Here is a 13,513-nt window from a genome sequence, read left to right as displayed (position 1 = left end):
ATTAAGCTGAAGCAGCGTATTCTAAAGGAGAAAACAGATGGGTAAGTATTTTGGAACAGATGGCGTGCGCGGAGTTGCAAACCGTGAATTAACTGCAGAAATGGCCTATAGCATCGGCCGCTGCGGAGGATATGTATTGGCAGGAAATGTGGAGAAGCCTAAGGTGGTTATAGGCATGGACACGCGGATTTCGGGTCCACTGCTGGAATCGGCGCTTGTAGCGGGCCTGTTGTCCATTGGGGCCCGGGTCATTCGTCTGGGTATCGTAAGCACGCCTGCGGTGGCTTATATCACCAGATTGCTGAAGGCTGATGCGGGAGTGATGATTTCTGCTTCGCATAATCCGGTTGAAGACAACGGGATTAAGTTTTTTGGCGGAGACGGCTTCAAGCTGACAGATGAAACCGAGCTGCGGATTGAAGAGCTGATGGATGCCGAAATCGATGAATTGCCGCGCCCTGTAGGTGCGGGTCTGGGGACAGTAAGCCTAGATAATGATGCAAAATATTTATATTTGGACTATCTTAAAACAACGATTTCCCATAGCTTCGCTGGACTTAAGGTGGTACTGGACTGCGCTCATGGAGCAGCCTATGAACTCGCGCCGCGCTTGTTCAGAGAGCTGGGGGCGGAAGTGATTGCCATCGGTTCGGAACCGGATGGACTGAACATTAATGACGGCTTTGGCTCCACACATCCGGAGACGCTGCGCGAGGAAGTTCTGCGTCAGGGCGCGGATCTGGGACTTGCTTTTGACGGGGATGCTGACCGCTTGATTGCCATTGATGAGAATGGTGACGAAGTCGACGGAGACTTTATCCTCTGCATTTGCGGGGATGCAATGAACCGTGCCGGCAAGCTTAAGGATGGCACCATTGTATCCACAGTAATGAGCAATATCGGGTTCTACAAAGCGACAGAGCAATTGGCGCTGAACACGGCAAAAACCGCAGTCGGTGACCGCTACGTAATGGAAGAAATGCGCCGGGGTGGATATAATTTGGGCGGGGAACAGTCCGGTCATGTTATTTTCCTGGATTACAACACCACAGGTGACGGTATTCTGACCGCGATCCAGCTGGTGGACACAATGAAGTCATCGGGCAAGAAGCTCAGTGCGCTGAAATCGATGATGACCAAATATCCGCAGGTGCTGGTGAATGTTCGCGTACAGGATAAGACCAACTATCCGAACAATCCGGCGATTGAAGCGGCTATTCAGGAAGTGGAAGGCAAGCTCGGCGATAATGGCCGTGTGCTGGTGCGTCCTTCCGGTACAGAGCCGTTGATCCGCGTGATGGCGGAAGGTCCGGATAAGGCGGAGCTGGATCTTTATGTTGGTCACATTGTTGATGTTGTTCAGCGTGAACTGGTGTAATTAATCAGATTAAGTTAGAGTTGTTCGGCCGGTGAAGGAAGTGCTTGATCTGCTTCAGCGGCTGAATATTTAAATTTATGTCCATTCATCTGTACGAACTGTCAAAAGTATTCCTGTGATACAGCATTGCAAAAACGATGTAAGGTGCATATAATAGATTAAGTGTCATTCCAGAAGGAAAGCGGGGATAGTAAGGTTGGCAACAGCAAGCGCCAGAGCTTGATCTTGCGCGGGGAGAAGGGACAGCAGTTGCCCGTAGGGCGAGGCTTGAACGGATCACGGCAGATGTAAGCTGACGAGGTGGAGGTGTTCGAAATGTTCGGCGGGGACCTCCCGGTGATGCACCAGAGCCGTAAACGGGAACGGAAAATGCGAGGGCGACCTTTCACACAACGTTTCTGTGGGTGCAACCAGAAGTTATTTTTCATTTCATGGGCTAGTGCAGTAACGGAGAGAAACACAGAGCGTTCTGCTGCGGCAGAGGAGAAGACTGTGCATTTCATGAACATAGACACAAGGGAAACGGATACTGTTCTTTTTTAAGGATGGCGTAATCGTGTGAACTTGGTGAGCCTGAAATACAACAGAATATTTGCTTTTTCTCAAAAACATGCCGCACGGCACGTTTCTTTCCTTATGCCGCCCACAATATAAATTGGACGGGGGAAATTATAATGTGTGGTATTGTAGGATATATCGGGAATCAGAATTCGCAGGGGATCTTGGTAGAGGGCTTGAAGAAGCTGGAGTATCGCGGTTATGATTCGGCAGGGATTGCCGTATTTACCAAAGAGGGCCTTCAGGTTGTAAAAGCACAAGGCCGTATGGCGAACCTGGAATCCAGACTGGAAGCAACTCCACTTACCGGCAGCGCCGGAATCGGGCATACACGGTGGGCGACGCATGGTAAACCTTCCGATGAGAACTCCCACCCGCACACCGACGAGAGCAAGAAGTTCTCGGTCGTACACAACGGGATTGTGGAGAACTACCTTGACCTTAAGGAAGAACTGATTGCCGGGGGATGCCACTTTACTTCCGAAACGGATACGGAGGTGATTTCCCACCTGATCGCCCGCGAATACAATGGTGATATCGTAAAAGCTGTACAAAAAGCGATCACCTTCATGCGCGGTGCATTTGCACTGGGAGTTCTTACTGAATATGAGCCCGACAAACTGGTGGCTGTGCGTCAAGCAAGCCCGCTAATCATTGGTCTGGGCGAAGGCGAAAACTTTATCGGGTCCGACATTCCTGCTTTGCTGGAATATACCCGCAACGTATATATTTTGAACGACGGCGAAATGGCTGTACTGACACGGGATGCTGTCGAATTGATGACGATTGAAGGCAACTTTATTTCTCGGGAAATGATTACTGTCGATTGGGATGCAGTTACCGCAGAAAAAGGCGGCTATGAGCATTTCATGCTGAAAGAAATCCACGAGCAGCCAAAAGCATACCGCGATACGATGCGTGGACGTACGAATGCTGAAGGCAGCAAAGTGATTCTGCCAGAGCTTAACCTGACGGAAGAGCAGATCAAGAACATCCGCAACATCCAGATCGTTGCCTGTGGTACGGCTTATAATGCCGGACTTGTTGGACGCAATCTGATCGAGTCCCTGGTACGTATTCCTGTAGAAAATGATATCGCTTCGGAATACCGTTACCGTTCGCCGATCGTTACACCGGAAACCCTGGTTATCGTAGTTAGCCAATCCGGCGAAACTGCGGATACACTGGCAGCGCTGCGCGAAGGGCAAGCGAACGGTGCGCATGTACTGGCAATTACTAACGTAGTGGGCAGCTCCATTGCCCGTGAAGCTAATGATGTGCTGGTAACCCTGGCTGGACCGGAAATTGCCGTAGCTTCCACCAAAGCCTACACTTCACAGATTATCGCATTCACGCTGCTTGGTCTGTATCTGGCTGAAGTGCGCGGTACTCAGAGCGAAGCACAGGTCGCTGAGATTTTGGCCGCTATGCAATCCCTGCCAGAGCAGGTAGAACAAATTCTCGCCCAAAAAGAAGCGATCAAAACCTACGCTGAGCAGATTGCTGATCATAAGCACCTGTTCTTCATTGGCCGCGGCGTTGATTACGCTGTTGCTCAGGAAGGCTCGCTGAAGCTGAAAGAAATCTCCTATATTCACTCCGAAGCTTACGCTGCGGGCGAATTGAAGCACGGCACCCTGGCGCTGATCGAAGAGGGCGTTCCGGTGATTGCCCTGGCCACCCAGGAATCCGTTCTGGAGAAAACCGTCAGCAACATCAAGGAAGTAAAAGCCCGCGGCGCAGACGTCCTGGCGATTACGCACGAAGAGCATGTTACCGACCTGTTGAAATCCGTCGATCAAGCCTTCGTGATTCCTAAGACCCTGCCGCTGCTGACCGCTGCATTGTCCGTAGTTACGCTGCAATTGCTCGCCTACTACGCTTCGCTGGCCCTGGGCCACGATGTCGATAAACCACGAAACCTGGCGAAAAGCGTTACGGTGGAGTAAGGGGTTAAGGTATTATAAAATCTTTGTCCGGTGAAATAAAACAGTGGAACCAGTAATAAATGTCGTGAACCACTATGTAAATGTAATACGCCTAGAGAGCAGCCTGAAAGAAATAATTCAGGCTGCTCTCTTTTTATAAGGACTATGAAAAGTGGCGGTGAAAAAGATGAGCGATTGCGATTTTTATCAACAACCGAACATTGAATGTCGCAGTAGCTATGGTGGCTTGGTCTTACCGCAAATGAAAGAAAAAATGTTAAACGAATTAAAGGTTTTTTTGTTGAAAAGTTTGGAACACGTTTATACAGATAACGAGAAGAACATGTTTTTCCCCATTTTTGCACAAATCAATATTGAGCAGTCTGCAGGCTAGCAGGCTGTTCATTTTTTTGTAATCTTTCGGACAGATTAGTTTGTCCGTTAAGGAACCAATGTTAACGTGGCTATTACATATTGGAAGCCAATCTCTACTTCGTATACTTTAAAAGGCGACTGATCATACCTTTTCTTTAGTTATTCGGGGTACTGCGATGTTTTGAGAGTATTCTGTAATGCGTAAAGATGCACATTATTGGATCCGATCCCCAGATAAATACAGCTCTCTTGCAGTCTGAATGAAGAGTTTCACCCCGTGCGAGGACTCCTTTAAAGAAGGAACAGCCAGGTGAATCTCTCTAACGGGTTGCGGATCAATTGTCCTGATGCGGACATTTGGCGGTAGTGACGATAGTGACAAAGATGTTCTCGAAACGATCGAGACGCCAAGCCCTTCTTGAATCATACTCAACGCCGTGTTTATGTTGTGGCCGTTATATTTGGCGTGCAAAGTGGTTCCGAATTCTTTGAATAACTCGATAATCGGCGTTACAAAACCACCTTGGCACACAATCATAGGCTCATTATCTAAATCCGTTATATGAATTGTTTGACGACTTTGCAATGGATGATCATCCCGGTGGACCAGACATAATTCATCACGAAAGAAAGGAATCGTTTCAAGTTCGTTGCATGGCGGAATAATCCATCCGACATCGATTATTCTGGATTCTAGCCAATTTTTAATCTCTTCGATTGTCCCTTCAAACAGTTCGAATGTCAGCCCCGGATGTTTCTCCCCAATGATTCGCAGTATTTTCGGCAAGAAGTACGCGGACACAATTGGGAATACACCAACACGAACGGTGCCAACTTCAAATCCTTTTTCAGCGGTAACCTCCTGCTCAACCTTATTAAATCCATTTAAAATCTCTCTGAATATGACAAGCAGGCGCGCGCCAATATCGGTAAGATGAATAACCCCGTTTCTTCGTTCCCGTATCATGAGAGTAACTCCTAATTCTGATTCAAGTGTAGAGATGGCGCGGCTTACAGCAGGTTGCGACATATGCAGTTGTTCCCCAGCCTTGGTAAAGCTACCGGTCTCGACGATCTTCACAAACAATATGAGTTGAGAAATATTCATAACAAATTTGATATCTCCTTAATGACAATAATGCATTTTATTTATTTTTCGAGATATTGTACCATAAGTGAACATCATTATACAAAGGGGACTGATAATTCATGCAGCTTTCAAAAGCACATACTTTTTTGCTTTTAACGTTTTTAGTAGCAATGTGGGGGGTGAACTGGCCGTTATCTAAATATGCGCTCGAATTTGCAACACCATTGCTCTTCGCCGGTTTGAGGATCACGATCGGAGGTTTCATTTTGCTTCTGTTCGCTATACCACGTTATAAATACATTAATTTGAAGGATACTTGGCATATTTACCTGATCTCCGCATTGCTAAATATTATTCTCTTTTTCGGCTTTCAAACGTTTGGACTGAATATGATGCCTGCCGGTTTATTTTCGACGATCGTGTTTATGCAACCCGTTTTACTTGGAATCGGAGCTTGGTTGTGGTTGGGTGAATCCATGAACGGTTTCAAAATAGTTGGCCTTATTCTAGGCTTCATAGGAGTTGCTGTTATCAGCATAACTGATGGCTCTAGTAATATTTCGATCCTTGGCATCTTGCTTGGTTTAGCCAGCACAATTACTTGGACATTCGGTACGATTTATATGAAGAAAACATCCACTAAAGTCGATGCGATCTGGTTGACTACTCTTCAGATGATCTTTGGTGGAATTGTATTGTTAATTGCGGGGACAACCGTTGAGAATTGGACGGATATCATTTGGAATCAGCAATTCATCTCGACATTGTCGATTATTGCGATCTTCTGTACGGCGCTAACCTGGCTTGTTTTCTTTTTGCTTGTCAGATCAGGCGAAGCCGGAAAAATCGGATCGTTTAACTTTCTGGTCCCACTCATTGCAATAGTGATCAGCGTTTTCTTTTTGGGAGAAACGATTACTACGAAGATGGTGGTGGGACTTGTTCTAATTATCTTAGGTATTGGACTGGTAAATTTCAAAATGAAATCACTGCAAAAGCATAGCAATATGCACAGGGGATAATTAGATGAGACAAATATCAAGAACTTCCTTTAAGTCTCACATTTATTTTAAGATTAATTTTTACCAAGAGATCGGCTGGCGTTTTTCTTAAAGTAGCTTGGACTTCAATAGATCTAAGAAAGCGACCGCTATACTCTTTTTAATGAAGGGAAAAGTGGCGAAGGAGAAGTTTGGAACTGTAGGAGCGGTAGCGTCCGCCTTTGTCTGCGGATTTCCACCGTTAATAACGGTATATAATCAAGAAATCTGCAGATGGGCAGCGGCCGGAAGTCCAAACATTCTCTGGAGTCACGACCAATCCCAAATAGAAAAATCACAAGTTCAATTATATAGTTTATTTATCACAGGCTTTACCACAATTTCTTGAAAGGATATCGGAAGCTCTTGGATGAGGTTCAGCCAAATTTTGACGCCATAACCGCCATCAGTGAAAAATATGATGTGGTTGGATATCATTTGTTCACGTTGGATACTCCAGACGGTGCTGCTGCGGAATGCCGGAATTTTGCGCCGCTGTACGATGTTTCCGAGGAAAGCGCGACAGGAACATCCAACGGTGCCCTGCTCAGCTATTTGTACCAACATGGCCAACGATCTTTGCGGGAAGTGGAGCATGTCATGTTCAGGCAAGGGTATTCGATGGATTGTCCTTCAGAAATCAAGGCACGATTGCGCCTGAGCGAGAGCGGTGAAATCAACCAAGTTCGGGTTGGCGGTGCAGTGGCTGGCATTGAACGAAGACATATCATCATATAAGCGGAATCAAAAAGCCTGTTTGCAGCCACCATATTATAGGCAGCAAATAGGCTAATTCTGCTATTGGCAAGGCGAGTCTAGATAGCAGAGGATGCATGCGTGAGCAGACGGGTTAACAGTTCTTCTTAATTCAACCAATCATCTTCCTAGAATTTGATCACTTTGCGTTTCTCGGTGCCATCGAAAAAGCCCTCCGGCAATGCTAGGTCGCTTGCGTTGAAGATCGTGAACGACACATAGTTGCATTGCGCTTCCTCAGAATGATTCAGTTTCCTCACTCAGACTCATGAATTCGCAGGATTTCATCCTGTAGTTAGAACGAAGAAGACAATGTAGGGGGAGCTTGGGTCAGGGGGACGTAAAACTGGGCATGCGGGAATAAAGGTGAATATTCATGCACCTATATTGTTCCATATGTGCACGTTTCCACGTCGCCCTAGCGATTCTCACTCCCATGTCTCAACGGGTCATAGCCCTTTTTGCGCAACGTCTCCCGATACTCCGTGCTTCTTGTCATCCTGCAAATACTTGAGCTGGTGAGGATCGAATGATCTTAGGCAGCCTGTAAAAGGATATGATTGTTATAGGCAGTGCCAGCCTTTCCCATTATCTGATTCAGAATAACCTTATCGACGGGTATCGGATTAATGTAGAGCAAACGCTATTGACAGACCGACTACTACGTGTTACTTTATAGTGGTAGTAAGTAACACTGCATACCTGTCGTACAGAATAGTAAGGGGTGATTGTGCTGGAAAACCTAACGGAAATGCTCAAAGGCGTGCTTGAGGGCTGTGTCCTTGAAATTATAAGCCGCAAAGAAACCTACGGCTACGAAATCACGCGGCGGCTGAACGCCCTCGGCTTCACAGATGTTGTGGAGGGAACGGTGTACACCATCCTGATCCGGCTTGAAAAAAACAAGTTGGTGGAGATCACAAAGAAGCCATCCGATATGGGACCGCCGCGAAAGTTTTTCGCGATCAACGATGCGGGGCGCGAGGAGCTGCGGAGGTTCTGGGAAAAATGGGAGTTCGTATCATCAAAAATTAACGAGTTAAAGGAGAGAAAATAATGAACTTTTGGGAAAAAATCACCGGCAGCGACATGACTAAAGAATTCAAAACTTTTGAAACGCGAGCCAAAAAGCTGCCGGCTGATTATCAAGCGGCATGGGAAAAAATTAATGCCAATCTTTGGCCGCATTCAGATTTTACCGGTCGCAACCTCTTGCCAATTCTTGACGGTGTGCTTGGTCTGCTAGAAGAAACGGCGGCGGACGGTCAAAGTGTCCAAGAGGTTTTAGGCGACGATATCAAAGGCTTCTGTTCAGCGCTGGCCGGCGAAGAAGGGGCAAAGTCGTATCGCGACAAGTGGCGTGAGCAACTCAACAATAATATTGCTAAAAAATTAGGTAAATAGGAGGAGGATAAAATGAAAATACGAGATATCATCGAAGGCAAAAAAGAGTGGCGAGCACACGTGGCGCGTGTCAAAGCGCTCCCGCAAGATTATCAGATTGTTTATAAAGAGATTCAAAAATATCTCTTTAAGGTCGGCCCTGCCCAGCTGACCGAAGGGACGGGGTTGCTCGCGGGGATTGTCGATCTTTTTGAAGATGGCGCGGCCTTGGGGAAAGGCGTGCTCGAAGTGACGGGCACTGACGTAGCGGCTTTCTGCGACGATCTAATCAAAGATTCAAAAACTTACGCTGACATCTATCAAGAATCTGTTGCCAAAAAGATAACAAGGCCATGAAAAAGAGTACGGATAAAACAAAGTAAAAGGGGGATACCGGGATGGGAAAAGCAATTGAAGTGAAAGGTCTGCGAAAGTCTTTCAAGGACACAGAAGTCCTAAAGGGCGTCGATTTTGAAGTGAAGCGAGGTGAGATTTTCGCTCTGCTTGGTTCTAACGGCGCGGGCAAGACGACGATTGTCAGAATCCTCACCACGCTGCTCAAACAGGACAAGGGCACCGCCACCGTAAACGGATTTGACATAGCGTCAAAACCCGGGAATGTGCGGCATGCGATCAGTCTGACCGGGCAATTTGCCGCCGTAGACGAGATATTGACCGGGCGGGAAAATCTGATCATGATTGCCAAGCTGCGGCATCTGGATCATCCGCGTCAAATTGCGGACGATTTGCTGAAACGTTTCGGCTTAACCGATGCGGCCGACCGTAAGCCATCTACTTATTCGGGTGGTATGCGCCGTAGGCTCGACATCGCCTTAAGCCTTGTGGGAAAACCGCAGATTATTTTCCTCGACGAGCCAACCACCGGGCTTGACCCCGAGGCACGTATCGAGGTTTGGAAAATTGTAAAGGAGCTTGCGGACGGCGGCACTACGGTATTCCTGACCACGCAGTATTTAGAGGAAGCCGAGCAGCTTGCCGACCGGATTGCCATTCTGCACGAGGGCAGGATTATCGCCAGCGGTACGCTCGCAGAACTGAAAAAGCTGTTTCCATCCGCAAAGGTGGAGTACGTTGAAAAACAGCCGACACTAGAGGAAATATTTCTTGCAATCATCGGTAAAAAGGAGGCCATCTAATGGAGGCGGCAAAAAAACATTTTTTCAGCGACATGAACGTTATGCTTGGTCGTTCCATGCGTCATATTTTCCGCAGTCTGGATACCATCTTCACGGTCTGTATCACTCCGATTGCAATGATGCTGCTGTTCGTCTATGTGTTTGGCGGCGCAATCGAAACGGGTACGGATAACTATGTGAACTATCTGTTGCCTGGCATACTACTTATGGCTATTGCCAGCGGGGTGGCCTACGTGGCTTACCGCCTGTTTATGGATAAGCAACGGGGCATCATTGATGAGCGGTTCCACTCCATGCCGATTGCGCGTTCGACTGTGCTGTGGGGGCATGTGCTAACCTCGGTAGTATCCAACGTCATTTCTATTGTGGTCATCATTCTCGTAGCACTTATTATGGGCTTTCGCTCGTCGGCAGGGGTACTGTCCTGGCTTGCCGTAGCCGGTATACTCGTGTTGTTTACGCTGTCTTTGACTTGGGTTGCGGCCATTGCCGGACTGTCCGCAAAAACGATGGAAGGTGCAAGCGCCTTTTCCTATCCATTAATCTTCCTGCCGTTTATCAGCTCGGCATTTGTACCGACTGACTCGATGCCGAAAGTTGTTCGCGTCTTTGCCGAAAACCAGCCGGTGACGTCTATCGTAGAGACCATCCGTGCACTATTGTCAAGTCAACCGGTAGGCAATGATATCTGGGTCGCTTTAGCGTGGTGCTTAGGGATAATGATCGTCGCATATCTATTTGCGATGCACGCATACAAACGGAATGCAGCTTAATGTTTGTATGCAGGGCCTTCCACATTGTCAAAGCGTTAGCTTCACCAGTTTGCCCGTTGAGATCAAGGCTGTCGAAGTGAAGTGATGTTTTATTACTCCTTTGGAGGCCGTTAAGCTAAAGGGAAACAATAGTTGAATAAAACAGCGGTAGTCTAGGACTTTATTCGTCCAAGGCTGCCGCTGTCTTTATTGTTGGGTCCAGTCTATTACTTATTTTATGGAATGTGTCGTTTTTTAAAATTGAAAAGCTGCTTGGAGCAGACATGTACCACATCCATGAACAGGTACTTTCTCGATATCGAACGCTCGTGATACGGACAAACTCCTTGACATTAACCCCCCGGGGGGTTAATTTCTTAGTATGTCTATATACCAAGGAGTATGGAAAGGATCGATTGATGTGGCAAAGACAATAGAAATTGCAGATACCACTCCAAAAGAAAAAATACGGATTATTTTAGCACTCGGTGTTCCTGCTATGATTGAAAATCTTCTTCAAACAGTAGTTGGTTTTGTGGATACCTTATTTGTTTCGAAAATTGGTTTGAACGAGGTCACGGCAGTAGGCGTATCCAACACGATACTCAATGTTTATATCGCGATCTTCCTCGCTATTGGTGTCGGGACTTCTTCGATGATTGCCAAGCGGGTCGGTGCCGGAAAAATAGAAGAGGCCAGGCAGATTGCCCGGCAATCAACATGGCTCTCTATCATCGCCGGACTTTTGTTCGGCATCATCACCCTGTTTTTTGCCGAACCTCTGCTGCGCATCATGGGCGCTGAACCGGAAGTGTTAAGCAGTGGAGTGGTTTATTTTAGAATTGTCGCTGTTCCATCAATTTTTATTTCAGTGATGACCGTGTTTGGCAGTATATTACGCTCTGCCGGTGATACCAAAACACCGATGAAAGTAGGGATATGGATCAATTTGGTACATATTATTCTGGACTATGTACTGATCTTCGGAATATCCGGTATCCCGGGCTTGGGGATTGCCGGGGCTGCATTAGCCACAGTACTGGTACGTATAATCGGCTGTTTTGCGCTGTACAAGTATATCCGGAAGTCGCCGCTCTCCTTTTCACTCTTCAAAAAAGATGGGAATGAATTTACAAAACCGCTCCTAAAACTCTCCGGGCCAGCTGCCGCAGAACGCTTAATTATGCGGCTGGGTCAGGTTTTATATATGGGGCTGATCGTCAGAATTGGAACTGAAGTGTACGCAGCGCATACGATAGCCGGGAACATTGAGATTTTTTCATATATGCCGGGTTATGGATTGGCGATTGCTGCGACAACTTTAGTCGGACAATACCTGGGAGCGAACCGGCACCGGGACGCATACCAGTTTGGAATATATACTTCTGCTGTTGCGGTTGTCTTCATGGGAATAGCGGGTGTCCTGCTGTTTGTACTTGCTCCGATTGCCGCAGCATGGTTCACCGGCGAGCAGGGAGTGATAGATATGGTTACTACAGCTCTTAGAATTGATGCATTCGCTCAACCATTTTTGGCGGTAGGACTGGTCTTGGCGGGAGCACTTCAAGGTGCTGGAGATACGAAAAGTCCAATGTACAGCACTGCCATCGGGATGTGGCTGATCCGGGTAATCGGGGTCTATGTACTTGGTATTCAGCTTGATTTGGGCATCGCGGGAATTTGGTTGTCAATAGCCATTGATCTGGCAATCAGAGCCGTCTTTTTGTTTTACCGGTTCAGAAAGACGGTTGGTTCCATGCCAGAGGCTGTTTCCGAGTAAACTTTCAGGGGGCAAATACGTAAAATGCTTATCCAAAGAATAGCTGCTGGTGTTTTATATTTTGTTTTGTTTGTACTTATTTTCATATACAGGGGTGAAATTATGCCATGGCTGAAGGATCTGGATTCAAGCAGCTGGCCAATCATCCTGCTGATCTCTGTTATGCTTGGAATGGTTCCCGTTATCCCCTTTGCTTTGGTATCGAGCATATTAGGAGTCAAATACGGACTATGGGGAGGAAGTGGCATGAGCGTCATCGCCTCATCACTTGCTGCCATTTTCGCCTACTGGATTTTTGGGCAAGGAGGAGCTGGTGGAGGGAAACAGAGTTCCATAAATAGGATTAACACATGGAATGAACGTATACGAAACCATACCTTCTTTTTCGTTCTGATCGGGCGTATGCTACCTTTTATCCCTGCTGTTTTCATCAATGGATATGCGGGGTTGTTTAAAATCCCGTTCGCTCCGTTTTTAACGGCCACTGTCATTGGTAAAATTCCGATGATGCTTGTGTTTGCCTATGTTGGTGTTTCCGTAACTTCCGGTTCGCTTTATTGGGTTCCCTTGCTTCTAATCTATAGCGGATTTTTAGGTGTAATTTACATGATCTATAAACGTCTGTTTTCTCAAACAACTTGAAAGGTTAGAAAAAGGGCTTCAGCCATATTTACTTCCGTTCATCGATAACCGCAGATGCCTTGGAGGAAGGTGCCCCATGCAGGTTTTAGTAACGGAAACTTCATCTTCTCAGAAAATTACAGCCTATCCCTCTTACAGATTGAAATTTCTTTTTAGCTATCTGCCCGATTGGACAGTCTCCAAAGACAACGGTACTATTTAGATATGCCTTAAATTGCGGTAGTAGTGCATATATCAAGGATTCAATTAGGGAGGTAAGACATATGTCTGAAGAGCATCATCATGAACATAAATATCGGAAAGATATTATTAACCGCTTGTCAAAAGTGGAAGGACATTTGCGTTCAGTCAAAGAGATGGCCATCAATGGCCGTCAGTGTCCTGATATCCTGTTACAGATTGCAGCCGTTCAGAAAGCACTGGATGGTGCCGCAAAGCTTCTGTTAAAGGATCATTTGGAGAACTGTGTGGTTGACGCAGTTCACCATGGAGATGAAGCACAGGTTATTGCGGAGCTAAATGCAGCGATTAATAGTTACATCAGATAGCAGACACGGGTTGGCTCCTTCATACGTTTAAAGGAGCAAGATCAATGAGAAAGAAGCTGAGTTAAAGGCAATCCAGGCGCAGCTTAATCCTTAATTTCTTCAAAACTATTTCCGCAACAAATCCGG

At 46.6% G+C, this 13,513-nt stretch carries 13 protein-coding genes and 1 pseudogene; 13 read left to right on the top strand and 1 reads right to left on the bottom strand.

Going from position 1 to position 13,513, the window contains the following annotated elements; translation table 11 throughout:
* The first annotated feature begins 37 nt into the window (after nt 1-37).
* The 3 genes from glmM to JI735_RS04945 all read left to right on the top strand — a co-directional run bounded on the left by glmM (nt 38) and on the right by JI735_RS04945 (nt 4,258).
* Nucleotides 38-1,378 carry a phosphoglucosamine mutase gene (gene glmM / locus JI735_RS04955; RefSeq protein ID WP_039832355.1) on the top strand — a complete coding sequence of 447 codons (1,341 nt, stop codon included), beginning with the start codon at nt 38-40 and terminating at the stop codon, nt 1,376-1,378.
* A 674-nt stretch (nt 1,379-2,052) separates the two neighbouring features.
* Nucleotides 2,053-3,885, top strand: coding sequence for a glutamine--fructose-6-phosphate transaminase (isomerizing) (gene glmS, locus JI735_RS04950; RefSeq protein WP_039832352.1), 1,833 nt, complete (start codon nt 2,053-2,055; stop codon nt 3,883-3,885).
* Between the two features lie 157 nt (nt 3,886-4,042).
* On the top strand, nt 4,043-4,258 hold the full coding sequence (locus JI735_RS04945; protein WP_233476260.1) for a hypothetical protein: 216 nt from the start codon (nt 4,043-4,045) through the stop codon (nt 4,256-4,258).
* A 195-nt stretch (nt 4,259-4,453) separates the two neighbouring features.
* Here the strand turns inward: JI735_RS04945 and JI735_RS04940 are convergent, their stop codons facing one another.
* On the bottom strand, nt 4,454-5,347 hold the full coding sequence (locus JI735_RS04940; RefSeq protein WP_039832350.1) for a LysR family transcriptional regulator: 894 nt from the start codon (nt 5,345-5,347) through the stop codon (nt 4,454-4,456).
* A 101-nt stretch (nt 5,348-5,448) separates the two neighbouring features.
* Between JI735_RS04940 and JI735_RS04935 the strand changes: the two genes are divergently transcribed.
* From JI735_RS04935 to JI735_RS04890, 10 genes and pseudogenes are all read left to right on the top strand, one after another.
* Nucleotides 5,449-6,351 (top strand): DMT family transporter, encoded by a 903-nt coding sequence (locus tag JI735_RS04935; protein WP_039832349.1) that lies wholly within the window; start codon nt 5,449-5,451, stop codon nt 6,349-6,351.
* Between the two features lie 384 nt (nt 6,352-6,735).
* Entirely contained in the window at nt 6,736-7,107 is a 372-nt protein-coding gene (locus JI735_RS04930; protein WP_233476259.1) for a PhzF family phenazine biosynthesis protein, read from the top strand.
* Nucleotides 7,108-7,876: 769 nt separating this feature from the next.
* Nucleotides 7,877-8,182, top strand: a complete 306-nt coding sequence (locus JI735_RS04925) for a PadR family transcriptional regulator (protein ID WP_280631852.1) — start codon at nt 7,877-7,879, stop codon at nt 8,180-8,182.
* Nucleotides 8,182-8,529: a DUF1048 domain-containing protein gene (locus tag JI735_RS04920; protein ID WP_039832564.1), complete on the top strand. Its 348-nt coding sequence runs from the start codon at nt 8,182-8,184 to the stop codon at nt 8,527-8,529. Before JI735_RS04925 ends, JI735_RS04920 begins: the two co-directional genes overlap by 1 nt.
* Nucleotides 8,530-8,541: 12 nt before the next feature.
* Nucleotides 8,542-8,891 (top strand): annotated as a pseudogene (locus JI735_RS04915) (DUF1048 domain-containing protein).
* Nucleotides 8,892-8,906: 15 nt separating this feature from the next.
* Nucleotides 8,907-9,665 carry an ABC transporter ATP-binding protein gene (locus tag JI735_RS04910; protein WP_039832566.1) on the top strand — a complete coding sequence of 253 codons (759 nt, stop codon included), beginning with the start codon at nt 8,907-8,909 and terminating at the stop codon, nt 9,663-9,665.
* Nucleotides 9,665-10,438, top strand: coding sequence for an ABC transporter permease (locus JI735_RS04905; RefSeq protein WP_039832567.1), 774 nt, complete (start codon nt 9,665-9,667; stop codon nt 10,436-10,438). Before JI735_RS04910 ends, JI735_RS04905 begins: the two co-directional genes overlap by 1 nt.
* A gap of 361 nt (nt 10,439-10,799) precedes the next feature.
* Nucleotides 10,800-12,197 (top strand): MATE family efflux transporter, encoded by a 1,398-nt coding sequence (locus JI735_RS04900; RefSeq protein ID WP_325175576.1) that lies wholly within the window; start codon nt 10,800-10,802, stop codon nt 12,195-12,197.
* Nucleotides 12,198-12,221: 24 nt separating this feature from the next.
* Nucleotides 12,222-12,839 carry a TVP38/TMEM64 family protein gene (locus JI735_RS04895; protein ID WP_039832568.1) on the top strand — a complete coding sequence of 206 codons (618 nt, stop codon included), beginning with the start codon at nt 12,222-12,224 and terminating at the stop codon, nt 12,837-12,839.
* 263 nt (nt 12,840-13,102) lie between these two features.
* Nucleotides 13,103-13,387 (top strand): metal-sensing transcriptional repressor, encoded by a 285-nt coding sequence (locus JI735_RS04890; RefSeq protein ID WP_039832569.1) that lies wholly within the window; start codon nt 13,103-13,105, stop codon nt 13,385-13,387.
* Nucleotides 13,388-13,513: the final 126 nt, after the last annotated feature.

Source organism: Paenibacillus sonchi, assembly GCF_016772475.1.
Classification (GTDB): Bacteria; Bacillota; Bacilli; order Paenibacillales; family Paenibacillaceae; genus Paenibacillus_AQ; species Paenibacillus_AQ sonchi.
The sequence above is the reverse complement of the archived record's forward strand: the minus strand, read 5'-3'. Positions and strand labels throughout refer to the sequence as shown.